The organism is Erysipelotrichaceae bacterium 66202529, from assembly GCA_017161075.1.
Taxonomy (GTDB): Bacteria; Bacillota_I; Bacilli_A; order Erysipelotrichales; family Erysipelotrichaceae; genus Clostridium_AQ.
In genome coordinates this window covers 2,848,334-2,874,713 of record CP046174.1, presented here as the reverse complement: position 1 = coordinate 2,874,713, position 26,380 = coordinate 2,848,334, and the positions used below count along the sequence as shown (strand labels likewise).

Below are 26,380 nucleotides of genomic sequence, written 5' to 3'. Positions count from 1 at the left end.
CGTCTATATTTCAGAATGATGTACAAGATGTTTCCTAGCTTCCGCAGCACTTATGGTGTAATGCTAATCAGTGCCATGAGAATCCAGAACATATATTCCATCCTTCCTCCTTTCACCTGGTGCATGAAGTAAGTGTTCTGCATACCGATGAACCTCCTACATACTTACATACGAAGAAAATATGCAAAACTCCGAAAAAAAATAAAAATTTTTTATTTCCATCATGAATAAAAAAAGAAAAATAGAAAGAGAAAAGAGTTTACTTATTCAATCTCAAATACATGCAGCTGCCTAACAGTTGCCCCTGTTATATGAGCCACTTTTCATAAATCATGGTATCCTTCCTTTCTGCCTTCTAAGTGAATTTCATTCCCCTCCATAGCATAGGATTCTGAAAACTTTATTAAGAAATGGAAACTCCTTGGTTCCTTCATGAAATCTATGGTAAAATAGGATACGGTGATAAAATGAAAAGTTTATATGATTTTACATATGATCAGATGGGCGATATGGCTCTGGAGCAGGGCTGGAAAAAATTCCGCGCACATCAGATCTTTCAATGGCTGTACCGGAAACGTGCAGTCAGCATAGATGACATGAGTGATCTCTCCAAGGATACCAGAGAAACGCTGAAGCAGCAGTTTTCCCTGACTCCTCTTGAACTGCGTGACAAACAGGTGGCGAGTGATGGAACGACGAAATATCTGTTCGCACTGGAGGATGGCTCTTTGATAGAAAGCGTGCTGATGCAGTTTGATTATGGCAAGAGCATTTGTGTTACCTCCCAGGTAGGCTGTAATATGGCCTGTGCCTTCTGTGCCAGTGGTCTGACGAAGAAAAAAAGAAACCTGACAAGCGGGGAAATGGTTGCCCAGGTACTGTATGTACAGCGTGATCTGGATACCTTTGATGACCGCTTGAGTCATATCGTTGTGATGGGAACGGGGGAACCGTTTGACAATTACGATAATGTGATGAATTTTCTTTCAACTGTCAACCATGACCGAGGACTTGGTATCGGTGCCCGCCATATTACCATATCCACCTGTGGCGTTGTTCCGAAAATCTACGAATTTGCCAAGGAGCATACCCAGTACAATCTGGCTATCTCTCTGCATGCGCCAAACAATGAGCTGCGCGATCGTCTGATGCCGGTTAACCGCGCCTATCCGCTGGAGGAGCTGATGGAAGCCATACAGTATTATGCAAGAGAAAACAACCGCAGGCTGACCTTTGAATATATTCTTCTGCGTGGTGTCAATGATCAGAAGGAGCATGTGGCACAGCTTGCCCGCCTGTTAAAGGGTCTGAATGCCTATGTGAACCTCATTCCCTACAATGCAGTGGATGAAAATGGATTTCAGGGAGTGGATCACGCCCATGCGATGGTGTTTTATGATGCACTGATGAAGCAGGGTGTCCGCTGTACGATTCGCAAGGAGCATGGTGCGGATATTGATGCGGCCTGCGGACAGCTGCGCGTAAAGCATTTGAAAAAAGAACAGGAAGGGAGCCGGTCATGAGTATGCGATATTATGGAGCGAGTCATGTCGGACTTCGTAGGAAGGAAAACCAGGACAGCATCTGCTTTCTGGAAAACGGCGAGCATGCACTGCTGGCTGTTGTCTGTGACGGTATCGGCGGCGGACTTGCCGGAGATGTGGCAAGTCACTTGGCAATCGAGCATATGAAGGAAAGCTTTTTAAAAATGAAGAAATGCAGCAGTGATGTACAGGTCAAGCACTGGCTGCAGGATACCATACAGGAAGCAAATGATTTGATTTTTACACAATCCACCCGTAATATGGAACAAAAGGGGATGGGTACCACGCTGGTTGGCATCCTGAAATGTGAAACAACCACGTATATATTCAATGTCGGGGATTCCCGTACCTATGGCTTGTATGCGGATGATTTTCTGGCACTGACAGAGGATCATTCCTATATCGCGGACATGCTGAAGCGGGGAGAGCTGAGCGAGGAGGAGGCAGCGATTCATCCCAATCGCAATATGCTTACCAATGCGCTTGGTATCTGGGATTCTGTACGTATTGATATCAACAAAATTAAAAATGATTACAAGGCTCTGTTGATTTGCAGCGATGGTCTGCATGGCTATGTCAGTGAGACAATCATTCGTGAAATACTGGAAAGCACCCGCAGCGTGGAGGACAAGGTTCGTCTTTTGATCGATAAGGCACTGCTTGCCGGAGGCTATGACAATGTGAGTGTCATCATCGTAGAACAGGATGGTGATAACCGTGAATAACAACAGTAAAATGATAGCGGAGCGCTATATGATCGTGTCCTCCCTCGGGGAAGGCGGTATGGCAGATGTGTATCTCGCAATCGATACCATCCTAAACCGTGAGGTGGCAATCAAGGTGCTGCGCGGTGAGCTTAGTAAGGATCCGGTAACACTGCTGCGCTTTCAGCGGGAGGCTAACGCGGTCAGTAAGCTGAACCATCCCAATGTCGTGGATGTTTATGATGTCGGAGAATTTGAAGGCCGTCATTATATCGTAATGGAATACGTACGCGGACGTACACTGAAGCAGTTGATTTCCCAGCGCGGGGCACTGCATCAAGAGGAAGCTGTGAATATCATGATTCAGTTGACAAGTGCTGTCCAGCATGCGCATGAAAATGATATTATTCACCGGGATATCAAGCCGCAAAACGTTCTGGTCAAGGATGATGGTACAGTGAAAATCACCGATTTTGGTATCGCTTTGGCACATGATACAGTACAGCTTACACAAAGCGATGCTGTTTTGGGAAGTGCGCATTACCTGGCTCCGGAAACGACACGGGGGGAGACACCGAGCAATCAGGTGGATATTTATGCGTTGGGAATCGTGTTTTATGAGCTGTTGACGGGCAGTGTTCCCTTTCATGGGGACAATCCCGTACAGATTGCAATGAAGCATTTGCGGGAGGAAATTCCAAGTGTCCGTGATTTTAATCCGACACTGCCGCAATCCGTGGAAAATATCATCATTAAGGCCACGGTGAAAAACCGCAAGCTGCGCTATCAGAGTGCCAAGGATATGCTGTATGATCTGCACCGCTGTCTGCTTCCGGAATATGCCCATGTTGAAAAGCTGGAATTTGAGGAAGAGCATCCGCAGCCGACGATGGTTATGGAGCAGCGAAAGCAAAAGCAGACAAAGAAAACAGAAGTGCGTAAAAAGCATGTAGAGCCGATCGTGGAGGAGGAAGAGGATGATTCTGCCAATAAAAAAATCACGAAGATCATCCTTGCGGTTATCATCGGCTTATGTGTGATTGGTGCTGCGGCATTTGTATTTATGAGCGGTATGTTTGATAAAGAGAAAATGATTAAAGTACCTGAGCTGTCTTCGTCACAAACACAGCAGGAAGCTATCCAGACACTTACCTCCAGCGGCTTTAAAAAAGATAACATCACCATAAAACGGGAGCTGAGCGATGATGTGGAAAAAGATCATGTCATCGGTGTATCACCAAACACTGGAGAGGAAATCGGTGAAAACTCCAAGCTGACGCTAACCGTATCCAGGGGTACCTGGTTTGTGGTAAAGGATTACAGCTACCGCTTGCCGGATGAGGTGGAGAAGGAATTGAATGAAAAGAATCCAAATATCAAGCTGAAAATCACCTATGAGCAACGGGCGAACACATATCCCGGCTATATCGTGGAACAAAGCGGTTTGAAAGTCGGTGATAAGCTGGATCCGGATAAGGAATATACATTAAATGTAACGGTCAGTCAGCTGATGAGCTGGAAAATCGAGGGTGTTGTTGGCAAAACGGCAGAGGAGGCTTTTGCTTTGATCAAAGAAAAGACAGGCGTGAAACCGATAGAGGATAATCGTTCCTATGATGCTTTAAGTGAAGAAGAAAAGAAAACCATAAAAAGAGGAATCGTTACAGAGGTGGATCCTGGTGAGGGAACGGAATATGTCCAGCAGATTGAAAATCCAAATTTTATAACGATACGGTTCTACGAATGACAGAGACAGGAAGAATCATTAAAATCGTATCCAGCCGCTATGAGGTACTGACTGCCGAGCATGAGCGCGTGTTGTGCGTGGCAATGGGAAAGCTGCGCAAGGCACACTCTCCGGTTGTCGGGGATTTAGTGGAATTTGAACGCTTTGCGGATCAAAACGGTATTCAGAAAATTCTGCCACGGAAAAATTCACTCGTTCGCCCATCCATTGCCAACGTGGATCAGGCAATCATCGTCATGTCCTGCAAGGACCCGGATTTTTCAACAACATTGATCGACCGTTTGATTTTCAGCGTATGCTATGCGGGAATACGTCCTGTCTTATGTATCACAAAGCTGGATCTCATTACGGAGCATGATCCGATTCATGAGGAAATTCAGCATTATATCGACAGCGGCTATGAGGTATATCAGAGTGGAAAGGGCTATGCCAGCGATGCTCTGGTTCAGGCACTGAAGGGGAATATCAGTGTGTTGACGGGACAAAGCGGTGCCGGGAAAAGCTCTCTGTTAAACCGCATAGATCCCGCCTTCCATCTGCAAACGCAGGAAATCAGTAAGGCCCTGGGGAGAGGGAAGCATACGACACGACACTGTGAGCTGCATGAAATTGCCGGAGGATGGGTAGCGGATACGCCTGGCTTTTCCTCACTGGATTTTACAAGCATGAATATTTCTGAGCTTGCGGCCTGTATTTTGGACTTTCAGGCTGTATCACAGGATTGCCGCTTCCGTGACTGTATTCATGTCAATGAGCCGGATTGTGCCATACGAGCTGCTGTCGAGGACGGGACGATCCGTAAGGAACGCTATGCGCATTATCTGGAAATCGTGGATATGATACAAAAGGCAAAGCCGCGGTATTAACGCATACACGCTATATACAATAAAAATAGTAAGGAGGATATATGTTATGAAGGAATTAGTAATTGCTCCATCCATTTTGTCACTGGACTATTCCAGGACGAGTGAGCAGCTGAAGGAGTTAAACGAAAGCAATGCCAAATGGATGCATTTCGATGTTATGGATGGACATTTTGTACCGAATCTGACCTTTGGGCCGGATCTTCTCAAAGGCTTTAAAAAAGCAGTGGATATGGTAATGGATGTGCATATCATGGTAGACAATCCGGATATGGTATCGGAAATCTTCGCTAAAGCTGGTGCGGATATCATCACCTTCCATCTGGAGGCTGTAAAGGATATGGATGCCTGTCTGGAATTATGCCGTAAAATACGTGCTATGGGAGTACAGGCTGGGGTATCGGTAAAGCCGAAAACCGGTGTAGAGGGATTGCTTGCACACTTAAAGGAAATTGATCTGATTTTGATCATGTCGGTAGAGCCGGGCTTTGGCGGACAGTCCTTTATGGAGGATACGCTCGAGAAGGTGCGTGTGCTGCGTGCACAGATTGAAAAAGAGGGATTGGATACACGGATTGAGATCGATGGCGGTATCAATAAAGAAACTGCAAAGCTGGCTGTCGCAGCAGGTGTAGATACACTGGTTGCCGGAAGCTATGTATTCAAAAACGGTATTGCGGAAGCTGTGGATGCGCTGCTGGCATGTCAAGGGTAGTTCTTGTTGCAGGCATGTGTGTAACAGTTCCCGTTATGGAGCATGCAGATTATATCGGTGTGGATCATGGAGCGGTATGCTGTATGCGGCAGGGAATTGCCATGCGCAAAGCCGTAGGGGACTTTGATAGCATCACCAAAGAGGAATTTGAACAGCTCAAGCAGTTTTGTGAAGTGGAAAAGCTGCCCTCTCACAAAAATGAAACCGATACCGAGGTAGCTATTGAAGCGGCGATGCAGCTTGGTTATGAGGATATCATTTTGTATGGCGGACTTGGGGGCCGTCTGGATCACGAGCTGGCGAATGTCCATCTAATGATTTACCGTGATCTGCCTTTAACACTTATGAATGATACAAACATTCTGAAGGTGCTGCATCCGGGTACCTATGAGGTAGAAAAACAACATACCTATCTGTCGTTTCTGCCCTTGGAGGATTCCTGTATCAGTGAGGAAGGCGTTGCCTATCCATTAAAGGAACGGATCTTAAAGGTGACAGACATCTATCCGCTTTCCAATGAAATCAATGGAAGAATTGCAAAAATCACAGTGCATTACGGCCGTGTGCTGATGATGCAGTGTAGAGATGCCTGATAAAAGCAATACAAGCAGTGTTTTTGCCCGCTTTTCTGTAAAACATTTATCATAATCAGACACAGCATCACTGATACGTGGTCTTGTGTCTTTTTTGCATTTGTGAACGCATTTCATCCAACAATATCCCGGTAAGCATATGAAGCTGCCTTCCTTTCTCTTTTGTTTTTATAAGGAAGCGGGTATAATAAGAGTACACATCACGAAAAGATGCAGTTTATGATAAAAGCAACAGAGGACTGTTTTCAGGAATGGAAATGTATGGACAATACCATATGCACATATACTGATGAAAAGGAGGTATTCCTATGCTGGAACTGAAATTGAAAAACGGGGAGCTGCTGCACTGTGAGGCGGGTACCTATGTTCATGAGCTGCTGCAGACATTACCGTTACAGGCTGTGGTTTATGCAGTTACGCTGGATGGAAAGCTGCATGATCTGAATTACCGTGTAAAAAGAAACGCTGTTCTGGATTTTATTTATGCCGACAGTGAGACAGGGAAGCTTATTTATGAGCGCAGCCTGAATTTCCTGTTCATCGTGGCAGTGCGCAGTCTGTTTCCGGATGCACATGTTCGTATGGAGCATGCCCTCAGCGGCGGTCAGTATTGTGAAATAGATAAGCAGAACTACTGTAAGCCACAGGATGTACGAAAAATCGAAAGACGCATGAAGGAGCTTATAGCCGCCAAAGAAGTGATTCACCGCCGCGTTGTTCCCACGGTAGAGGCACAGGCATATTTTGACCGTCTGGGAATGAAAAACAAAGCCAATTTGCTCGGCTGCCGGAAAAGTGCTACGAGCAGTATTTATACACTGTGCGGATATGAAGATTATTTCTATGGCATCATGCTGCCGGACACTTCCTATCTAACCCATTTTTCCATTCGTTTTTATGCCCCGGGAATCTGGCTTTCTGCCAATAACGGATTCCATAATCAGGCAAAGCTGTTTCATGTGTTTCAGGAATTTGAAGCATGGGGCAGGCTGATCGGTGTGTCAAATATTGCACAGCTCAATGCACAGATTCAGCAGGGACATATGGATGATTTGGTGCTGATGAGCGAAACCATGGTGGAGAAGAAACTCGCCGAGCTTGCTGCATCAATTGTACAGGGACATCCGCATACGAAATTTATATTGATTGCAGGGCCGAGCTCTGCAGGAAAAACGACCTTTTCTAGACGGTTGGCGATCCATCTGAAGATTCTGGGGAAAAAACCACTTCCGATTTCTATGGATGATTTTTATAAAAATCGTGAGGACTGTCCGAAGCTGCCGGATGGCAGCTATGATTTTGAAGGTCTGGAGGCGCTTGATCTGGAGTTGTTTAATGATACAATGCTGAAGCTGCTGCATAAAGAACCGGTGCATATGCCTGTCTTTAATTTCAAAACCGGATTGCGTGAATGGAAGGAAAATGCTATTCTTCTGGATGACGATCATATCCTGATTGTCGAAGGAATCCATGGTCTGAACCCAAAAACCTCGGCTGATTTGCCGGAGGAAGCAAAATTCCGTATTTATATCAATGCACTGACCCATCTGAATCTGGATGAGCATAATCGCATACCGACAAGTGATTACCGCCTGATCCGTCGCATTGCCAGAGATTATCAGTTTCGTGGCTGGAGTGCACAGAATACCATCCATTTCTGGAGGAATGTCAAGCAGGGAGAGGATCGTAACATCTATCCATACCAGGAGGAGGCCGATGCTATTTTCAATTCCTCCATGGTGTATGAAATGTCGATTCTAAAGAAAATCGTTATACCATTACTGGATAAGGTGCATCCGCAGGAGGAGCAGTATCTGGAGGCTAACCGTTTGAAAAAGCTGCTTGCCTATTTTGTGGATGGCAGTGAGGCTGCAGTGCCAAGAAGCAGTATTCTTGCGGAGTTTATTGGAAACAGTGTATTTGATGTGTCATAGAAGGCATATAAAAGACAGCTCTTTTCCAGGATGTAACAGGTTTGGATTATTTAACAGGTAAAAGACTGAAAAGCAGAAAGCAGTTATATTGTTTATTGTTAGGACTTCTCTTTGAGAGGTCAGATTGCTATTTGGAGGATGGGTGAAACGGTACTTTATTTAGATTCATGAGCCTTGTGAGAAAACAATATAATGCAGCATAGCATATTCAATAAGCTATGAGTTGAAACGTCGTACCTCAAATCATATACAAATGAAATAGGATATAGATGAAATAGGACATAGTGTATATAGATCAATAGATGAAATAATATTAAAGAGTATAAAGAAAGCAGACCGTTCCCTTGCATAAAGGTAACAGTCTGCTTTTATGGTATTTTATACTATAGTGGTATGCTTTATATCTAAAGGAATCTGAACAAAAAGAAAAAAACAGGTTTACCCTGTTTCATATTCACTCTTAGATAGCTTTTTTGTTTTTCAGCGTTTTTAATGCACGAGCACTAATACGGATCGTTTGAGGTTTTCCATCAACAACGACTTTAACTTTCTGTAAGTTTACATTCCAGTTACGACGACTAGCACGCATAGAGTGAGAGCGTTTATTACCTGATAAAGGGCCTTTACCTGTAATTGCACAAACTTTTGACATACCGTTTACCTCCTTCCGTACAATACTTTAAAACACAATTTGCTTAGATATCATACCATCTTATAATGTAAAATGCAACAAAAATTTTCAAAATTTATACAGCAATATATACAGAAAGGTTACTATTCACCAAAAAAAAGATAGAATTTAGGAAGAGCGTTATGAAAAGCGACTTAGAGAAAGACCTGCTATAGTCTTCTATGCCCTTTTTCACCCGATATGATAATATGAAAATACTTTCGTTGATATTTGCCAGTTTTTTTTGTGAATAGTTCCATTGTCTTATCTTAATGTTATGAATCACCTATATAGAATAGGTAATAAATGAATCTAAAGAGCATAATTACCTGCTTTTATTTATACTGTGCTGTATTACCTGATAAAATCAGCATATCTCGAGGCATTGTTTCATAAACATCTCGTATAGAACCTGCATAAAAAACTGTTTTCATTCACATAAAACAGTTTTTTTATGGCTTTATATGTATTATTTGTTGCCTGTAAGCTGATCCTTTAGTTCCTGCAAGGTATCACAGGTGAATAATAAATTGAATACAAGGTCGAGCTGTTCCGTTGTTAAAGAACATAACCATGTTGAGCAGTCTTCATGATATTTCTTTACCATTTGTCGATTTAACAGCGTTCTTTCCCCTTCTTTTTGTCCCTGTTTAATCCCCTGCTCAATTCCTTGTTCAACACCATCCTTGAAACTATCCAAAATGGCATTTTTTTCGCGCTGTTCCTGTATCTGCGTTGCCATCGCTATCGACCAGAGGTCTTCTGCATCTTGAAATTTTCTGTACTTTTCCATTACCTTCTTCACCAGCCTTTCCTCTGTTTTTAGTATACCATCTTCATCATTATTTTTAAACAGGAAGCACAGTTGTTCAAAGTCATTCAGCTTCTCAAATCCTTTGCGCTTGACGATTGCATTTATCTCCGGCAGATAGATGTAAATTCGCTTCATTAAACTGCGCTTACTTTCTACTTCTCCTTCCTCATTTCTCATCTGATAGGTATCAATTAACTTCTTCGTGTGTTCTGCATAGGAATCAAGAAAGATGATTTGATAAACAGGCAGAAGATCATAATACCTTTCTCCGCTATCAAGCTGATTCGATAACATTCTGGCTCCGTACAGTTCAAAGCGTTTCAACTCTGATTGCTTTGAATAGGTAGTCTGCATTTCGATGCCGTATTCTCTTCCTTCGCTGTCCTTCACACGGATGTCCAATACCATTTTTTTCTTTTTGAGAATAGCAGGATCCAGATTAGGATTTAATACGGTGCTTTCCTTAGGATGGATACCGGTCACTCGTTCAATAATGGTGTTACGGATAAACGCAGCATCTTCATCCTCTGTGCCAAGAGCGAACTTAAAAAAAATATCGTTATCATATTTTAATCGTTCCTGCACCTCTACCTTCATTTCTTTATTCTCTATTACATCTTTTGTAAGCATATTCTTCACATCCTTTCGTATACAGTCTTATGCTTTACACTACTACATACGTAAAGAAAATGTAAAACTCCTAAAAAATCAGAAAAATTCTTTATATATTTCATAATTTATATTATCAAGTGATGCTATTGTCCATTAAAAATACATCTGCTCAATTCTTTTACCAGACTGTTAACCAAGTCATTCATTTATGTATTATGAAATTAAAGCTGTTTCTTATATATCGGTGAACAATAATACAGGAAATGTTAAATCATAAAATTATACTAGGAAAGCTATGCAGCGAGATAAAAGATTCTGTTTGTTATATGGAAAAGGTGACCGTTTACAGGCGATATACAGGATGGAACAGCTAGTGATTACAATGTGATGCATAGCTGTTTAAAGGGAAATTCTTCCATAAAATTCTGCATTGCCGTATTCCCACAAAAAATTAAGAATTTCAAATAGAAATAAATTTGCATGTTCTTTTACTTTCTTATATAATTAGGCTGACGGGCTTTGTATGAAAAGGGAATGTGATGATATGAAGAAAAAAATTATTGCGGGTCTAGCTGTTCTGCTTTGCGGAAGTGTTTTGCTTCAGCAGGGATATGTCGGGGCTCAGAATACAACAGAAAAAGAGCCGGAGTCTGTTTCCTCACGGCTGCCGGAGGATCATGTTTTTAAGCGTATTGATGAGAATGGAAAAATCGTAATCGAAGATACTGCCAAGCTGGAAGCACAAACGAAAAAAGAGCAGGCAGCACGCGAGAATATGGCGAAAACCAGGGGCATTGGCGGCGCAAAGGACATAAAATACGGCGTTGTCAATTTCAAAACAAAGTCTGATTCCGGAAAGAATACCAGCTATACGGAAGTCGGTACCGGCTATTCCGGATACACCAATGGCTATTATGCGGCTGACGGCGCTTTCCTGGGATATGAAAGCAATGGTACCAAGGTGAAATTCATGCTGTCCGGTGTTGTCGGTCTGGTAGATGCCAGTGAGGTGGAAATTCTGGATTATGACAATGAGGATGTTGTACAGTCCGTTAATTACTATGTATGTAAAAACGGTGATATCATACATAATATTACCTTAAATATACGCCAGCCGTATTATACCAGCTCGTTAATGGTTGGGAAGCAGCAAAGCTATATGAAAAGCAATACGGTATACTACAGCTATGATGGGCATTATTTCTATACCAGCTTTCATCAGATGATCGATGATTACAGGGCGAATACGAGAAAGAATTCGATCAATGCATCACAGCCGTACTATAATTATTATCAGTATGTATCCTCACGTACAAAGACAGGCTTTACGGCTGAGGATTTAAACGGGTATGTAAAGAGCTACCTGGATTCCCTATATACTGCAAAGGATACTAAAATGTATGAAATGGGAAAATACTTTATTCAATATCAAAATACATATGGCGCCAATGCACTGGCATCCTTTGGCGTTGCAGTCAATGAAAGTTATTTTGGAACGAGCTCTATCGCAACCAGTAAAAACAATCTGTTCGGACATAATGCGGTAGACTCCGATCCGGGACAGGCAAACGGTTATTCATCACCGCAAAACAGTATTCTCGACCATGATAAATATTACGTCAATCTATGGTATTCAACACCGAAATATTCCACATATCACGGGGCATTCCTCGGAGACAAGGCAAGCGGTATGAATGTTTCCTATGCATCTGATCCATACTGGGGGGAAACTGCCGCACACTGGATGTGGAAGGTTGACAGCTACAGCAGCAGAAGTGATGCAGGCTCCAAGAAACTGGTCTTTAAGGATCAGGGAGCAATCAATATCCGCAAGGAGGCTTCTACCTCCTCCGCCAGTCTGTATACGACGCCGAAGAATGGAAACATGGCGTTTATAGTTCTTGACAAGGTTAGCGGAGAAACTGTGAGCGGAAGCAATGTCTGGTATAAAATTCAGTTGGATACACCGCTGAACAGTGCTAGAAGTGCGATTGATTACTCCGGAAATAGCTATAATTTCAATAGCAGCTACGGCTATATCCACAGCTCTCTGCTTTCTGAAAACGGCTATACGAGTGATTCCTCCGGAGGTAGTGATACAGGAGCAAACGATGCCTATAAGCTGGGGGATGTTAATAACGATGGAAAAATTACACCGGCGGATTACGTTAAGGTGAAAAATCACATTATGAAAAAATCAACACTGACAGGAAAAGCGCTGACAGCGGCAGATGTGAATAAGGATGGTAAAATCACTCCTGCGGATTATGTTATTATTAAAAACCATATTATGGGAAAAAGTACAATAAAGGAGTAATGCAATGACGAAATTCAAATCAAGGCTTTGTAAATTGGCTGCCGTATGTCTACTGGCTGTCGGAATCCTGAATGTTTCCGGCTTTCTGTATGCGGCGGGATTAAGTGTTACTGCCAGTGCAAGCACGATCTATGTGGGTGATAGTGTCACCTTTACGGTAAGTGCTTCCAGCGGTGCCGGTAATATCAGTGTCAGCGGTGCTGCAAACGGTACCTACTGGCTGGATAACAGCTCACAATCGTTTACAGTCACAGCAACCGCAGAGGGAACGCTGACAGTATCTGCATCTGGAACACTGGGCGACTACAATACAGAGAAGGATGTCGCTGTATCCGGTTCTGCATCTGTGCAGGTTGTAGCAAAACCGTCACAGACGCAAAATAACCAGCCTTCTGAAAAACCGGAAACACCGAAAACAGAAGAACCGCAAAAAGAAGAAAAGAAGCTATCCAGCAATGCCAATCTGGCAAGCCTGAGCTTGTCTCAGGGTACACTTAGTCCGAAATTTTCCGCATCGAAAACGCAGTATACCGTTAATTTAAACGGTGATGTCTCCAGTATTAAGGTATCGGCTTCGGCTGCTGATGACAAGGCTGTTGTATATGGTACAGGAACCAAATCGCTAAAACCGGGGAAAAATACGATCACGGTCAGTGTAGCGGCAGAGGATGGCAGTACAAAGGAGTACACAATCACTGTCAATGTCGATGAAACTCCGGTTGTCTTTGTGACCTATAACGGCACAAAGCTCGGGTTTGTCCGCAGTCTTGATGGTGTGGACAAGCCTGCAAAATCATTTGAAGAGGTGAAAATAAAAGTCGACGGCAAAGAGGTCAAGGCATGGAAAAGCAATCTTCTGAAAAAGACGGTTGTGTATCTGCAGGATGACAAGACTAAGGAAAAAAATTACTATATTTATAATACGGAAACAAACACAGTCGAAACACAGCTTCGTCCGATGGCGCTGTTGGGGAACAATGTCTTTATCGTAGATGTGCCAAAGGAGCTGCAGACACGCGAGGACATGACCTTTACAACTGTGAAGATTGACAAATACGAATTAAACGGCTGGAAATTTAACGATGCCGCTTTAGAGAACTATGCTCTGCTTTATGTAATGGATGAAAAGGGCAATATGGTTTACTATCAGTATGAAGCCACGGAAAAGACTCTGCAGATCTATTCTGGAGCAGCAGCGATCTCACAGACTGCTTATGATCAGTACCGCAAGGATGTGGCCGCTTCATTGAAAAAGCATAAAATGGTCATATATGGCCTGGGCGGAGGCTGTGTGCTGCTTGCCGGCTTGAGTGCATTCCTGTTCTTTCGACGGAAAAAGACAGTAAAATACCAAAAACGGCCTGTTTCCGGTTCTGGCAGGGATGCAGAAGCAGATACTTTAAGGAATATATCTGATGATTAAGAGAGGGAAAACCTCTCTTTATTTTGACCTTTACACACTGCTTTGAAAAAAAAGAAAAAAATTATGAGAAATCCTTGGAAATGGTTTTTAAACCGCTTAAATTATGATATCATATATGAGTATAAATGTACGCCCGAAAGCTGAAAGAGTCAGCGAATGTAAGGAGGTAACCTTATGAACAAAAAGGAAATATATGCCTCTATAGAAATAGCGGATCATGAAGTACGGCTGGTTGTCGGTGAATTTTATGAAACGCGGTTTAATATTCTAAGAGTGGAAAAAGCTCCCATACAGGGAATTGAAAAACAGAAAATCATGGATGAACAGAACGTTGTAAACGGTATTATCAAGGCTAAGAAACAGGCTGAGGATGCCCTGGGCTATCACATCGAACGCGTTCTTGCGGCCATCCCTTCCGTAAATGTACAGCGCCATAACAAAAAAGTTAGCGTTGTACCGGAGGCAAGCAGTAAGCGCATACGATTAAGCGATATTCAAAAGGGGTTGAACGAGGCAGTCAGCTTTAAGCCGGATCCGGAGCTGGAGCTGGTGAATATCGGCTGTGTCAAATACATAACAAACGGTATTACATCTAGAAAAATGCCGATTGATGAAACAGCAGAGGTTCTGATCATGAATGTGGATCTGCTGTATGCGGATAAAGAGGTAGTATACGCCTACGCACGCTGTATAGAAAAAGCCGGTCTGGAAATTCTGGATGTGTGTCTGGATTCCTATGCCATGGCAAATGAAGCGGCTGTGTTTGAACAAACGGTTGATAAATATGTCATTCAGATTGATCTGGCAAGAGATCATACAACGCTTTCTCTGTTTACACATGGTAAGCTTGTGAACTGTGAGGTTCTAGAGGATGGCTATGGTATATGGCTACAGGATTTAATGGAGCAGTACCAGCTGAGCAGTAATGTAAGCTATCGCCTGGCGCAGAATACCTGTACCTTTGATGTGGATACAGCCAAGGATCAGATTATTTATATCTGGTCTAAATCCGGAGAACAAAAGCAGATTAGTGAAAAACAGGCATGTGAGGCGGTTGTTCCGCATGTGAAAAACTGGATGCATATGATCAATGAAACCTGTGCGCCTATTATAGAAAGCGGAGATGTCCGTTATCTGTTAAGTGGGGAAGGCTGTGAGATTCCATCTCTGCAGCAGCTTCTGCATCATTTGAATGCGCCTGCACAGATTTATGTACCGCAGACCATCGGTGTCAGAGACTGTTCCTTTGTCACCTGCCTTGGATTGTTCTATAGCTGGAGGGAACAGATGGCGATAAGAAGGGACGATCGCGTCTGCTGTAATCCGCAGGAAGTAGAAGATACTATGGAAACGGTAACAAAGAAAAGCTCCGTCGATGAAGAAGGCGGATTTACTAAAAAACTGAAAAGCATTCTGTTAAGCGATAAATAAAAAGAGAGAGCGAGGAATAACGATGAGCGATTTACAGTTTGAACAGGTAGCAAATATTAAAGTGTTTGGTATTGGCGGGGGAGGCTGCAACGCCGTGAACCGCATGGTTTCCGAAGGCGTTAAGGGTGTGGAATTCTATGTAGCGAACACCGATCTTCAGGCACTCAATATTTCTCCAGTTGAAAATAAAATTGTCCTGGGACGGGAAGTGACCAAGGGACTTGGTGCCGGTGCAAATCCGGAAATGGGCAGACGTGCTGCACAGGAAAATGAAAACGAAATCCGGGAAGCTATCAAGGGAAGCGATATGGTATTTATCACTACCGGACTGGGTGGAGGTACCGGAACCGGTGCTGCTCCGATGTTTGCGAAAATTGCAAAGGAGGAGGGTGCGTTAACGGTAGGTATCGTGACCAAGCCGTTTACCTTTGAAGGAAAGAAAAGAATGAAATCAGCCGAGGACGGTCTTGCGGAGCTGAAGCAATATGTGGATTCCTTGATTATTGTATCCAATAACAATCTGATTGAGGTCATTGGGCGGCGTCCGTTGACAGAGGCCTTCCAGGCTGCGGATAATGTACTGCGTCAGGGTGTTCAGACGATCACTGATCTCATCGCTGTACCTGCACTGATCAATCTGGACTTTGCCGATGTGCGAACCATCATGGAAAACCAGGGATCTGCCCTGATTGGAATCGGTATGGCGGAAGGTGAAGACAAGGCTCGCGCTGCGGCTGAAAAGGCTATTCAGTCACCTTTACTGGAAGCACAGATTACCGGAGCAAGCAATGCCATCGTCAACATTACCGGTGGGGAATCCATTACGCTGTTTGATGCCGAGGATGCGATGGCGCTGGTTCGTGAAGCTGCAGGCAATGATATTGATGCGATTTTTGGTGTGGCAATCAATGAAAAGCTTGGAGATTCCATCATCGTAACCGTGATTGCGACCGGTTTTGACAAGGAAGAGGAAGAAGAGGAAGAAATTCCGGCTGCGACTGTGTTTACACAGCCTGTAACCCGGCCGAGTGCCAGAGTGCAGACCGAGGAAAAGCCGCGGTATCAGGAGCTGGAAGAAGATGACCGTGAAGGCATTCCATCCTTTTTCTCCCGTCGTTAACAACTATGAAATTTTATTATATTGATGACAGTATGCTGGCACGAAACGAATTTGCGACCTCTGTACTGCATCGTTTTGAATGCTGGCTGGAGCATCATCCGGCAGATCTTATTCTGGTCAGTGCGGCCAGAAAGGATAATCCCCAGCTGCGGCATTTTGTGGAAGCCATGCAGCACACCGTTGTCCTTGCCAGTCCTGCGCAGTTTGAATTTGAGGGAATCCGAGGAGATTTACGCGATGGATTTCTGTGCGTAGAGGGCTATACGGATATGCAGAGCTTCAGCGGCTCCTTTGTATCCTATGATACAGAGCGTGCTGTTTGTGAACGGATTTATCTGGAGCTGTTTATGGAGCATGATACATCTGATATGGATAGCTTCGTAGAGGAGCTGGAGGAAATGCTGAGTGAAAAGCTTTTAATGCTGCAGAAAAAGAAAACGATTTTAAGCTAAAGCCGCATAACCCGCTATATGAATATAAAGAGGTTTTCCTATCATTGCATGGCATACATGAAAGGAAAGCCCCTTTTTTATTATACACAGGAAGCAGGAAATCGCGGTATATACGCCATACAGGAAGGAATATGCAGACTTATCCTTCTGTAATCCTGAATACGCAGAGATCACATTTCTTTTTCCTGTCTGATTCAAAGAGGTTTTGTCGAAGTGCACATATATGCGTTTGAACAACATACATTGTGGTAGTGAAGGAGGGTGTATATGCCTTATCGAATGAACATACAGGAAGTAGTTCAGGAAACCTACAGTGATCTGGATAAAGGGCTGAGTGAACAGGAAGCTGCCGCCAGACTCAGGGATCAGGGAAAAAATGAATTACTAAAAAAGAAAAAGGAAACAATCTTTCAGATATTTCTGGAACAGTTTCAGGATCCGATGGTTATCATTCTAATCATTGGAGCAATCGTATCTGTCTTTTTAAAGGAATATATTGATGCTTCCATTATTCTGACGGTTATTGTGTTAAATGCCATCATTGGTGTCGTACAGGAATTTAAAGCAGAAAAAGCCATTGATGCGCTGGAAAAGCTGTCTACACCGAAGGCTTTTGTCATCAGAGACGGCTTTTTAAAGGAAGTCGATTCCAAGGAGCTGGTTGTAGGAGATCTGGTGGAGCTGGAGGTAGGAGGTTACATACCGGCAGATATGCGTCTGGTATCTTCTGTTAATCTGAAGGTGGAGGAGAGTACACTGACAGGGGAAAGTGAAGCGGTGGAGAAGGATGCGGCACTTGTATATGATGAGGAAATCAATATCTCCGATCAGCGAAACATGGTATTTATGTCCACCTATGTTACATATGGAAAAGCCAGGGGAATCGTCGTACGTACCGGTATGAGCAGTGAGGTTGGAAAGATTGCCCGGATGCTGGATGAAACACAGGAGGATATGACGCCGCTGCAGGTGCGTCTTGCGCATCTGTCCAAGATTTTGGGAATCGGTTCAGTTGGCATCTGTATTGCCATGTTTGTTGTTGCAGTATTGCAGGGCAGAGACCTTTTTGATATGCTGCTGTTATCCATATCGCTTGCGGTCGCTGCCATACCGGAGGGACTTCCTGCGGTAGTAACGATCGTACTGGCACTTGGTGTTCAGGTGATGAGTCGAAACAATGCAATCATCCGCAAGCTTCATGCAGTGGAAACGCTGGGCTCAGTAAGTGTCATTTGTTCCGATAAAACAGGTACTTTGACGCAGAATAAAATGCATGTCGTTTCTTCTTATGCCAACGGTGCTTTGCAAAATCGCAGTGAGGAGCTGCTGCGCGGCTTCTGCCTGTGCAACAATGCCACGGTGCAGAAGGATGAAATTCTCGCAGAGCCGACAGAGGCCGCTTTGATGGCATTTTGTGAAGAAAACGGAATGCATAAGGATGAACAGGATCTGGCATATGTCCGGGTGAATGAGATTAGCTTTGATTCCTCAAGGAAGCTGATGACAACGATACATCAGCATGGAAAGGAGTATGTAGCCTACACAAAGGGTGCTTTGGAAAAGGTATTGGAGCTGTGTACCCAGGTGCGTATAGATGGTACCACCGTGCGTATGAGCAGCTATGAGAAGAATCGGATACTGGAGGCGAGCCGCAAGGTAAGCAGTGATGCACAGCGTGTACTTGCCCTTGCCGTACGTACCCTGAAAAGTCCGCATGAGAGTGCCGTGGAAAGCAAAATGACCTTTATCGGCTTTGCAGGTCTGATTGATCCGCCAAGGGAGGAAGTGCGTGATTCCATTGCACTGTGTCATAAAGCGGGTATTCAGGTTGTTATGATTACCGGAGATCATCCGCTGACTGCCTTTGCCATTGCCCGTAATCTGGGCATCGCAAAGAGTGAGCAACAGGTGATTACAGGAAAAGAGCTGGATGAAATGGATGAGGAAACACTGGCACAGCATGTGCAAAGCTATTGTGTCTATGCCCGTGTAACACCAGAGCATAAGGTGCGCATCGTAAACGCATTTAAGAAGCATCAGCTGGTTGTCGCAATGTCCGGAGACGGCGTGAATGATGCGCCGAGTCTGAAAAATGCCGATATCGGTATTGCTATGGGAAAAAGCGGCACGGATGTATGCAAGCAGGCTTCGGATATGATACTGGCGGATGATAACTTTGCGACAATCGTTGAGGCAGTGGAGCAGGGAAGAAACATCTATCTCAATATTCAAAAGGCGGTTCTCTATCTGCTGAGCTGCAATCTCGGGGAAATCATGTCACTGTTTCTCGCTATCGTGTGTATGCCGCATGTCGTATCCACGCTGTCTGCGATTCAGATTCTGTGGGTCAATCTGGTAACAGATGCCTTTCCGGCATTGGCGCTGGGTGTGGATCCAATGGATAAATTTATCATGGAGGAAAAGCCGCGGGACCGCAGGGAAAGCCTGTTTGCACACGGGGGAATGATATTTACCATTATGAACGGTATGTTTATCGGTACGATCACCCTGGTTGCCTTCCGCAACGGTCTGGATGTCAGTCCCGCCAAGGCACAGACGATGGCATTTATGGTTCTGTCAATATCCCAGCTGTTCCATGCGCTGAATCTGCGTTCCCGTACACATTCCATACTTGAGGTTGGCATTATGCGCAACAAATGGCTGATTCTGACCATCGTATTTGGTGTAACACTGCAAATTGCCGTATGCCAGCTTCCTATCTTCAATATGCTGTTGAAAACCGTTCCTCTGGATCTGCGTGCATGGATCATGGTTCTTGGAATGTCCTTCAGTATCATTTTAATCAATGAAATCAGTAAGTGGATAGCCAAAGAGAGGTAGCATGCAGCCTGTGGATATGGTATACTACTCCTGTTGACCATAGGCAGGTACATATGACTCTGGTCCTGTGTACCTGCTTTTTCTGTGGTCGTTTGAAAAGGAGTAGATGTATGAAGCATTTTGAAGAACATGTAGAGGATATTTCACTCATTTTGGATGAGGAGGAATGCTCGGATACAAAGCAAACAGATATGATACTGGATGTAAATGACAGACCGCCGCTTTTGCAATGGCTGTTTCTAAGCTTTCAGCATGTGTTTGCGATGTTTGGCGCAACCATTCTCGTACCGACGCTGACAGGACTTTCGGTTTCAGTAGCCTTATTTGCAAGCGGTGTTGGGACACTGATTTATACCTTTGTGACCAAACGCAGGGTACCGGTCTATCTGGGAAGCTCTTTTGCGTATATCAGTGCGGTTGTAATCGCCATAAAGGCAATGGGGGGCCGTGTGGATGCTGCGCAGACAGGACTGATACTGGTTGGACTGATTTATATCGCTGTGGCACTGATTGTGCGTGTAGTCGGTAAGGACTGGATTGATAAGCTGCTGCCGCCGATCGTTATTGGCCCGATGATTGCGGTGATTGGTCTGGGGCTTGCGGCTAATGCTGTCAGCAACGCACAATTTATCAAGGACGGGGATCCGCGTGCGATGCTGGTTGCCATCGTTACCTTTCTGATTGCGGCGCTGATTTCGACAAAGGCGAAGGGCTTTTTCAAAATCATACCGTTTCTGATTGCCATACTCGGTGGTTATCTTCTCTCATTATGTCTTGGTCTGGTGGATTTTCAGGCAGTTATTCAGGCCGACTGGTTTTCCATACCGGAATTTATCCTGCCGTTTAAGGTGCCGGGCTTTCAATCCTATAACCTGTATTTTGGCCCGGAAACACTGGCCATTCTTCCAGTCGCACTGGTTACGATTTCCGAGCATATCGGTGACCATACCGTGCTTGGGAAAATTTGCGGACGTAATTTCTTAAAGGATCCGGGTCTGGAGCGTACGCTGATGGGAGATGGTATCGCAACCGCGGTTTCCGCATTTCTCGGAGGGCCTGCCAATACGACCTATGGTGAGAATACGGGTGTCATCGGCATGACAAAAATCAGCAGTGTATATGTGACCAGCGGAGCTGCTGTGATTGCCATCCTGCTTTCCTGCGTTGGAAAAATATCTGCGTTTATTTCAACGATTCCAGCCTGTGTGCTGGGTGGTATGAGTATTCTATTATATGGTGTCATCGCCAGCAACGGACTGCGTGTTCTGGTAGATAACAAAATTGACTTCGGAAAGCAGCGCAATCTGGTCATTGCTTCTGCCATGCTGGTAATCGGTCTGGGTGGTGCAATCCTGCCGATTGGAGGCTTTATGACACTTTCCGGAACCGCGTTATCTGCACTTGTTGGAATCGTATTGAATCTGATTCTGCCAAAGGCATCCTGATATACAAGCTCTCATCCTGTGGATGAGAGTGTTTTTTTTATAAAAAGGGTATGGGAACTGCTTAATCTTTGTTATAATTTATACATATGAAGAAAGAGCCTAGTGCATCCCTTACACCAAAGGAAGCAAAGAAAGAAAAGCAGAGAAGAAAACGGCAGAAGCACAGGGAGCAAGATATTCGAGCATTCTACAGTGATGCATCACGGGAAGACCTGTTATTTCGCTTTATGAAAAAGTTTTCCATGAATAAGCAAACGGCAATACAGACCTTGCGCATGTACGATATTCCCGTAACGAATAAACAGCTTTCCTATGCAGAACGACAGAGAAGAAAGATCAAAGCAGCGAATATGGCAAGGAGTCATGCGGAAAAAGAACGCAGAAAGCGTGCTGTACTGGAGAATGAAGCGCAACGGTAGGAAGCCAGGGTCTGTCAACGGTTTTATGAGTCGGGTGAAATTCTGAGTATCGATGATTATCAAATCATCAGGGATGAAATTTTTTAGAAAGGAAGAATGTATGCGACTGAAACGAATCTACATAGAAATAACGAATACCTGTAATTTGTCCTGCAGCTTCTGCATTCAAAATCAAAGAGCACCCCGTAGAATGAATGCCCAGGAATTTCGTCATGTCATTCAGGAAATCAGACCCTTTACAAAGTATGTTTATCTTCATGTGCTGGGAGAGCCACTGTCTCATCCCAATCTGAAGGAATTTCTGAATATTTGTGAGGAGTTTGACCTGTATGTGAATCTGACAACCAATGGCACGCTTTTAAAGCAGGCAAGAGATGTTTTGATTAACAGCAGGCTGCGTCAGGTCAATGTATCCCTACACAGCTTTCCCGAGCATGAGCAGCCGCAGTATCTGGAGCATGTATTTGCTGTGTGTGAGGAGCTGGCACAAAAGGGGATACATATCAGCTATCGTTTGTGGAGCGTACAAAACGGCCGCTTATCCAAAGAGAGCGCATATCTGTTACAGGTACTTACTAGGCGGTATCAGATTGCACACCCGCAGGAATTTGAACGGCGTATGCGCCTGGATTTGCAGGAGTATTTGCACCTGCATCTGGAATCGGTATTCACATGGCCCTCTCTTGCACATCCGTATGTTTCCGATACCGGCCGTTGTCTTGGAATGAAACAGATGTGTGCTATTCTGAGCGATGGCACCGTGGTACCCTGCTGTCTGGATTCCGGTGGTACTGCTGCTTTGGGAAATATCTTTACACAGCCCTTCTCCTCAATTTTGCATGGAGAGCGTGCCATGCGGATACAGAAAGGGTTTGACAGTCACAAGGTCGTGGAAGAGCTGTGTCAGCATTGCAGCTACCGGCTGCGTTTTTCAAAATAGAAAGGAAATGGAATACAATGGAAGAAACGATGATTAAGGAACAGGAGCTTTTTCAAAAATATGTACAAATACTGGTGAAACAAAACAAGGACAAAAAAGACGCTGAAAAGCTGTTGCTGGATGAACTAATGCATACAGAGGAGCTGCTTCCGGAATTGCACATTCTTGAAAATGAAGCAGTTGTTGAGCATATTTTAAGGGCTGCAGTTTATGATGCTACATCTGATGCAGGGGTATTGGATGTATCCATGCTTACAGACTGCCTCAAACGCCTGGAGTTTGAAGCTGACATTTCCGAAGAAGAAGCTGCGCAGGTGGTGGAGAATTTTATCTCTTTGCTAAGAAGACTATTGAAGCAGAAGCAGACAAATCGTGTTGAGAAGCTGACAGCTTCCGATGAGATACGGATAATGATTGAAAACATGGTTAATGAATTGGATATGCATATAGGAAACTATGAAAAGGATTATGGTCATGCACAGGCACTGCTTGTTGATGTATTACGCTGTGTACAGCTGGATGAGCTGACAAAAGGAAATTATGAGCGTGCTTATGCAGAAATGTTCGCCAGAGCCCAAAACAGAGCAGCTTGCAGCCATTGCTTCGAAAGCATGATACAGCACTCTCCTATGGATGCCAATCTGGTTTATGGATGGCTCTTGCAAAATCTGGAATGGAAGGAATATGCTACTTGCAACACAATCATTGCACAGGGACTGCAGCTGGAAGATATCGAATATACTGATCTTTTCCTGGAAATAGCACAGGAGATTGCGCAATTAACTAAGGATGATGCAAGCTATAGAGAATGGAAGGCGCAATATGGGAAAAAGCGAGCAGCGCTAAAACGTATGCAAGCATCAATCCTGCCGCTGCCAAGGGAGGCTTATCAGGATGCGAAGCCGAATAAGCCCTGTCCATGCGGAAGTGGAAAGAAATTCAAGGCATGCTGTGGCAAGCTGATAAAAAAGCTGGATGCATGATGGATATTCTTGTAGGAACGACAAACCGCAATAAGGTGCTGTCTGTGGAAAGCTATCTGAAGGGGTATGCTGTGAACATTCTGACACCGGGTGATCTTGGTCTGCAGGTGCAGATCAATGAGAATGGAAAGACACCGATTGAAAATGCAAAAATTAAGGCGCTTGTTTATTATCGTGCTTCTCATATACCAACAGTTGCCTTTGACAGTGGTCTGTATTTTCTTGATCTGGATGATGAAGACATACGCCAGCCGAAAACACATGTGCGCCGGGTAGATGGCAAAACGCTGAGCGATGAGGAGATGATTGCCTACTATAGCAAGCTCGCATCACAGTTTGAAGGACGTCTTCTGGCGGCATACCGCAATGGCTGCTGTGTGGTGTATGATGAAAAGCATATATATACGTATATGGATAACAAGGAAACCGCACGAGCCTTTGCATTTTATCTATGTGATAAACCGCATGAATTACGTACCCCCGGCTGGCCGCTGGATTCCATATCCATTGACGCAAGGTCAATGAAATATTTTCATGATCTGGAAAAGGATGGGGATGATGTAAGCCGAGAAAACAGTGAACCAAAGGAGGATGCACAGCAGCTTCATGATTATGCTTTTCTTCGCAGCTTCTGTATCAAGGCGTTTCATTTACAGTAACTGCTATGTTAGCTTTCTTATAGGGATGTCTTTTCCCTTTTGGACAGGGAATTTGTGCATCCTTTTTGCTTTCCTGCAAAAAGATGGAGTATTTCATGGTATAATAAACTGCGAAAAGGATGCGTGATCATGGAATTAAAAGCATTGCGAATATCAGAAAAAAAAGCAGAGGTTCTCAATAGCATGCAGATTGAAAAGGCAGAGGATCTGTTGACCTGTTATCCGTTTCGTTATGAGAATCTGGAAGCGAAGCCGCGGGATACCTGGGAAAAAGAGGATAAGGTTATTTTTGAAGCTGTCATAACAACAAGGGCACGTGTAATCCGCTTTAAGGGAAAGCAGAGTGTAACCCGCTTCAAGGTGACTATGGAGGATGAGGAATTTGATATTTCTCTATTTAACCGTCCGTGGGTTTCTGCTTTCACTGTGGGAAAAGTGATAACGATTATTGGTAAATACGATGGGGGCTGCCGTGTTACCGCTTTGCAGTATAATTTTAAGCCGATGAAGGAGCAACTGGGAATCCATCCGGTATATAATGTTCGTGAGGGTATTACGCAAAAGGAGCTTGTCCGCTATATTGATAAGGCATGGCAGGCTTTGCAGGATGCTCTGTCGGATGTGATTCCCAGTCCATATCTGGAGAAATATCGTCTGATTCCCCGCAGACAGGCATTATACTTTATTCATCATCCCGTCAGTATGGAGGCGGTGAAGCAGAGTCTGCGGCATCTGAAATATGAGGAATTTTTAAAATTCCAGCTGAGCATGCAGGCGATGAAAGCCCGGGATACCTCCATGGTGAAGGGAAGTGCCAAGCAGTTTCTGATGGAGGATGTTATGGATTTGAAGCATTCGCTGAATTTCTCCTTGACGGATGATCAGAATAAGGTGATTGAGGAAATCCTGCATGATTTAGCGAGTGATAAGGTGATGTATCGTATGGTACAGGGAGATGTCGGCTGCGGAAAAACAATGGTGGCTGCCTTTGGACTGTATGCCTGCGTACTTGCACATAAGCAAGCGGTATTTTTGGCACCTACGGAGATTCTGGCAAAGCAGCATATGCAAAATCTAAAAAAGCTGTTTGCGGATTTTGATATCACTGTGGAGGTGCTGTATTCCAGTTTAAAGCCGGCACAGAAAAAGGATGTGCTCCAGCGGCTGAAAAATAATGAAATTGATATACTTGTCGGTACGCATGCCCTGTTTCAGGATGATGTGGAGTATTATGATTTAGGAATGGTAGTAGCGGATGAGCAGCACCGCTTTGGAGTTGCACAGCGTAAGCGAATGCTGGAAAAGGGAGAAAAGGTTGATTTCCTACTGATGAGTGCGACACCGATTCCCCGGACACTGGCGATTTCGTTGTATGGGGATATGGATGTTTCCACAATACAGGAGCTCCCTAAGGGGCGTTGTGAGGTAACGACAAAGCTGGTTTCCAGCCGTTCCATGGGGCCGATTCTGGAGGATGTACTGGAAAAAATAGATGAGGGAGATCAGTGCTATGTGGTCTGTCCTGCCATCGAAAAAAATGAGGATATAGATATTCGCAACGCCACAGATATATATGAAGGAATGCGTACTTCTTTAGGGCGGCGGTACCGTATCGCCCTGTTACACGGGAAAATGAATGCACAGCAAAAGGATGATGTCATGGAACGTTTCCTTCAAAAGGAAATCGACATTCTCGTATCCACAACGGTGATTGAGGTCGGGGTGGATGTAAAGTATGCCAATATCATGGTGATTTATGATGCGCATCGTTTCGGCCTGTCGCAGATTCATCAGCTACGAGGACGGGTCGGCAGAGGAACACGGCCGGGGTATTGTTATCTGTTAAGCAATACGAAGGATCCGGATTCCCTGCAGCGGTTGAAAATCTGTGAACAGACAAGAGACGGCTTTGCGATTGCCCGGGCAGATTTGCAGCTACGTGGGCCAGGAGACATCCTTGGTACCAGACAGAGTGGTGTTCCCGGCTTTATTCTGGGCGATGTGATTCAGGATGCCAATATTCTGGAGGTGGCGCGTGAGGATGCTGCTGAAATTCTTACGCAGCTGGAGGCTGCAGGCTATGAAGAAATAAAAAAGTATGTGGAGCAGACAGTTGGGAGTGCCACATATCTGGATTAGTGGTATAATATACAG

21 protein-coding genes are annotated in these 26,380 nt (G+C 44.3%); 19 read left to right on the top strand and 2 right to left on the bottom strand.

All coding sequences use genetic code 11. From position 1 onward, the window contains the following. Nucleotides 1-467 precede the first annotated feature (467 nt). From rlmN to GKZ87_13725, 7 genes are all read left to right on the top strand, one after another. On the top strand, nucleotides 468-1,523 hold the full coding sequence (rlmN, locus tag GKZ87_13755) for a 23S rRNA (adenine(2503)-C(2))-methyltransferase RlmN (GenBank protein ID QSI26471.1): 1,056 nt from the start codon (nucleotides 468-470) through the stop codon (nucleotides 1,521-1,523). After that, nucleotides 1,520-2,269: a Stp1/IreP family PP2C-type Ser/Thr phosphatase gene (locus tag GKZ87_13750; protein ID QSI26470.1), complete on the top strand. Its 750-nt coding sequence runs from the start codon at nucleotides 1,520-1,522 to the stop codon at nucleotides 2,267-2,269. The genes rlmN and GKZ87_13750 overlap by 4 nt, the downstream gene beginning before the upstream one ends. Beyond that, entirely contained in the window at nucleotides 2,262-3,995 is a 1,734-nt protein-coding gene (gene pknB / locus GKZ87_13745) for a Stk1 family PASTA domain-containing Ser/Thr kinase (protein ID QSI26469.1), read from the top strand. Before GKZ87_13750 ends, pknB begins: the two co-directional genes overlap by 8 nt. After that, the gene (gene rsgA, locus GKZ87_13740; GenBank protein QSI26468.1) at nucleotides 3,992-4,861 is read left to right on the top strand and encodes a ribosome small subunit-dependent GTPase A; all 870 of its coding nucleotides are present in this window, start codon (nucleotides 3,992-3,994) and stop codon (nucleotides 4,859-4,861) included. The genes pknB and rsgA overlap by 4 nt, the downstream gene beginning before the upstream one ends. A gap of 46 nt (nucleotides 4,862-4,907) precedes the next feature. Further along, nucleotides 4,908-5,573, top strand: coding sequence for a ribulose-phosphate 3-epimerase (gene rpe, locus GKZ87_13735; protein ID QSI26467.1), 666 nt, complete (start codon nucleotides 4,908-4,910; stop codon nucleotides 5,571-5,573). Beyond that, a complete protein-coding gene (locus GKZ87_13730) occupies nucleotides 5,561-6,166 on the top strand; it encodes a thiamine diphosphokinase (protein ID QSI26466.1) in 606 nt (201 codons plus the stop codon). The genes rpe and GKZ87_13730 overlap by 13 nt, the downstream gene beginning before the upstream one ends. Nucleotides 6,167-6,474: 308 nt before the next feature. Next, nucleotides 6,475-8,100 carry a nucleoside kinase gene (locus GKZ87_13725; GenBank protein ID QSI26465.1) on the top strand — a complete coding sequence of 542 codons (1,626 nt, stop codon included), beginning with the start codon at nucleotides 6,475-6,477 and terminating at the stop codon, nucleotides 8,098-8,100. 460 nt (nucleotides 8,101-8,560) lie between these two features. Here GKZ87_13725 and GKZ87_13720 read toward each other — a convergent pair whose 3' ends face one another. Together GKZ87_13720 and GKZ87_13715 are read right to left on the bottom strand one after the other, a co-directional pair. Beyond that, nucleotides 8,561-8,752 (bottom strand): 50S ribosomal protein L28, encoded by a 192-nt coding sequence (locus tag GKZ87_13720; GenBank protein ID QSI26464.1) that lies wholly within the window; start codon nucleotides 8,750-8,752, stop codon nucleotides 8,561-8,563. A gap of 487 nt (nucleotides 8,753-9,239) precedes the next feature. Then, nucleotides 9,240-10,181 (bottom strand): Rpn family recombination-promoting nuclease/putative transposase, encoded by a 942-nt coding sequence (locus tag GKZ87_13715; GenBank protein ID QSI27974.1) that lies wholly within the window; start codon nucleotides 10,179-10,181, stop codon nucleotides 9,240-9,242. Between the two features lie 559 nt (nucleotides 10,182-10,740). Between GKZ87_13715 and GKZ87_13710 the strand changes: the two genes are divergently transcribed. From GKZ87_13710 to recG, 12 genes are all read left to right on the top strand, one after another. Next, a complete protein-coding gene (locus tag GKZ87_13710) occupies nucleotides 10,741-12,513 on the top strand; it encodes a cell wall-binding protein (GenBank protein QSI26463.1) in 1,773 nt (590 codons plus the stop codon). Between the two features lie 4 nt (nucleotides 12,514-12,517). After that, on the top strand, nucleotides 12,518-13,936 hold the full coding sequence (locus GKZ87_13705; protein ID QSI26462.1) for a hypothetical protein: 1,419 nt from the start codon (nucleotides 12,518-12,520) through the stop codon (nucleotides 13,934-13,936). 174 nt (nucleotides 13,937-14,110) lie between these two features. Beyond that, complete coding sequence (locus GKZ87_13700) at nucleotides 14,111-15,367, top strand: cell division protein FtsA (protein QSI26461.1); 1,257 nt, start codon at nucleotides 14,111-14,113, stop codon at nucleotides 15,365-15,367. 22 nt (nucleotides 15,368-15,389) lie between these two features. After that, nucleotides 15,390-16,487, top strand: a complete 1,098-nt coding sequence (gene ftsZ / locus GKZ87_13695; protein ID QSI26460.1) for a cell division protein FtsZ — start codon at nucleotides 15,390-15,392, stop codon at nucleotides 16,485-16,487. Nucleotides 16,488-16,492: 5 nt separating this feature from the next. Next, on the top strand, nucleotides 16,493-16,939 hold the full coding sequence (locus tag GKZ87_13690; GenBank protein QSI26459.1) for a hypothetical protein: 447 nt from the start codon (nucleotides 16,493-16,495) through the stop codon (nucleotides 16,937-16,939). A 267-nt stretch (nucleotides 16,940-17,206) separates the two neighbouring features. Further along, on the top strand, nucleotides 17,207-19,780 hold the full coding sequence (locus tag GKZ87_13685) for an HAD-IC family P-type ATPase (GenBank protein ID QSI26458.1): 2,574 nt from the start codon (nucleotides 17,207-17,209) through the stop codon (nucleotides 19,778-19,780). A 110-nt stretch (nucleotides 19,781-19,890) separates the two neighbouring features. Further along, nucleotides 19,891-21,225: a uracil permease gene (locus tag GKZ87_13680; GenBank protein QSI26457.1), complete on the top strand. Its 1,335-nt coding sequence runs from the start codon at nucleotides 19,891-19,893 to the stop codon at nucleotides 21,223-21,225. Nucleotides 21,226-21,311: 86 nt separating this feature from the next. Beyond that, entirely contained in the window at nucleotides 21,312-21,644 is a 333-nt protein-coding gene (locus tag GKZ87_13675; GenBank protein QSI26456.1) for a hypothetical protein, read from the top strand. A 100-nt stretch (nucleotides 21,645-21,744) separates the two neighbouring features. Then, on the top strand, nucleotides 21,745-22,584 hold the full coding sequence (locus GKZ87_13670; GenBank protein ID QSI26455.1) for a radical SAM protein: 840 nt from the start codon (nucleotides 21,745-21,747) through the stop codon (nucleotides 22,582-22,584). A 17-nt stretch (nucleotides 22,585-22,601) separates the two neighbouring features. Further along, nucleotides 22,602-23,567, top strand: a complete 966-nt coding sequence (locus GKZ87_13665) for a hypothetical protein (GenBank protein QSI26454.1) — start codon at nucleotides 22,602-22,604, stop codon at nucleotides 23,565-23,567. Beyond that, nucleotides 23,567-24,226, top strand: a complete 660-nt coding sequence (locus GKZ87_13660; protein QSI27973.1) for a non-canonical purine NTP pyrophosphatase — start codon at nucleotides 23,567-23,569, stop codon at nucleotides 24,224-24,226. Before GKZ87_13665 ends, GKZ87_13660 begins: the two co-directional genes overlap by 1 nt. Before the next feature lie 129 nt (nucleotides 24,227-24,355). After that, nucleotides 24,356-26,365: an ATP-dependent DNA helicase RecG gene (gene recG / locus GKZ87_13655; protein QSI26453.1), complete on the top strand. Its 2,010-nt coding sequence runs from the start codon at nucleotides 24,356-24,358 to the stop codon at nucleotides 26,363-26,365. Nucleotides 26,366-26,380: the final 15 nt, after the last annotated feature.

What these genes read in the sequence shown, in the direction of transcription:
- GKZ87_13720 (QSI26464.1), bottom strand. Translation starts at nt 8,752, where the DNA reads ATGTCAAAAGTTTGTGCAATTACAGGTAAAGGCCCTTTATCAGGTAAT.
- GKZ87_13670 (QSI26455.1), top strand. Translation starts at nt 21,745, where the DNA reads ATGCGACTGAAACGAATCTACATAGAAATAACGAATACCTGTAATTTG.
- GKZ87_13660 (QSI27973.1), top strand. Translation starts at nt 23,567, where the DNA reads ATGGATATTCTTGTAGGAACGACAAACCGCAATAAGGTGCTGTCTGTG.
- rsgA (QSI26468.1), top strand. Translation starts at nt 3,992, where the DNA reads ATGACAGAGACAGGAAGAATCATTAAAATCGTATCCAGCCGCTATGAG.
- GKZ87_13730 (QSI26466.1), top strand. Translation starts at nt 5,561, where the DNA reads ATGTCAAGGGTAGTTCTTGTTGCAGGCATGTGTGTAACAGTTCCCGTT.
- rlmN (QSI26471.1), top strand. Translation starts at nt 468, where the DNA reads ATGAAAAGTTTATATGATTTTACATATGATCAGATGGGCGATATGGCT.
- rpe (QSI26467.1), top strand. Translation starts at nt 4,908, where the DNA reads ATGAAGGAATTAGTAATTGCTCCATCCATTTTGTCACTGGACTATTCC.
- GKZ87_13665 (QSI26454.1), top strand. Translation starts at nt 22,602, where the DNA reads ATGGAAGAAACGATGATTAAGGAACAGGAGCTTTTTCAAAAATATGTA.
- GKZ87_13690 (QSI26459.1), top strand. Translation starts at nt 16,493, where the DNA reads ATGAAATTTTATTATATTGATGACAGTATGCTGGCACGAAACGAATTT.
- GKZ87_13675 (QSI26456.1), top strand. Translation starts at nt 21,312, where the DNA reads ATGAAGAAAGAGCCTAGTGCATCCCTTACACCAAAGGAAGCAAAGAAA.
- ftsZ (QSI26460.1), top strand. Translation starts at nt 15,390, where the DNA reads ATGAGCGATTTACAGTTTGAACAGGTAGCAAATATTAAAGTGTTTGGT.
- GKZ87_13710 (QSI26463.1), top strand. Translation starts at nt 10,741, where the DNA reads ATGAAGAAAAAAATTATTGCGGGTCTAGCTGTTCTGCTTTGCGGAAGT.
- GKZ87_13725 (QSI26465.1), top strand. Translation starts at nt 6,475, where the DNA reads ATGCTGGAACTGAAATTGAAAAACGGGGAGCTGCTGCACTGTGAGGCG.
- GKZ87_13680 (QSI26457.1), top strand. Translation starts at nt 19,891, where the DNA reads ATGAAGCATTTTGAAGAACATGTAGAGGATATTTCACTCATTTTGGAT.
- GKZ87_13750 (QSI26470.1), top strand. Translation starts at nt 1,520, where the DNA reads ATGAGTATGCGATATTATGGAGCGAGTCATGTCGGACTTCGTAGGAAG.
- GKZ87_13700 (QSI26461.1), top strand. Translation starts at nt 14,111, where the DNA reads ATGAACAAAAAGGAAATATATGCCTCTATAGAAATAGCGGATCATGAA.
- GKZ87_13705 (QSI26462.1), top strand. Translation starts at nt 12,518, where the DNA reads ATGACGAAATTCAAATCAAGGCTTTGTAAATTGGCTGCCGTATGTCTA.
- GKZ87_13715 (QSI27974.1), bottom strand. Translation starts at nt 10,181, where the DNA reads ATGAAGGTAGAGGTGCAGGAACGATTAAAATATGATAACGATATTTTT.
- recG (QSI26453.1), top strand. Translation starts at nt 24,356, where the DNA reads ATGGAATTAAAAGCATTGCGAATATCAGAAAAAAAAGCAGAGGTTCTC.
- GKZ87_13685 (QSI26458.1), top strand. Translation starts at nt 17,207, where the DNA reads ATGCCTTATCGAATGAACATACAGGAAGTAGTTCAGGAAACCTACAGT.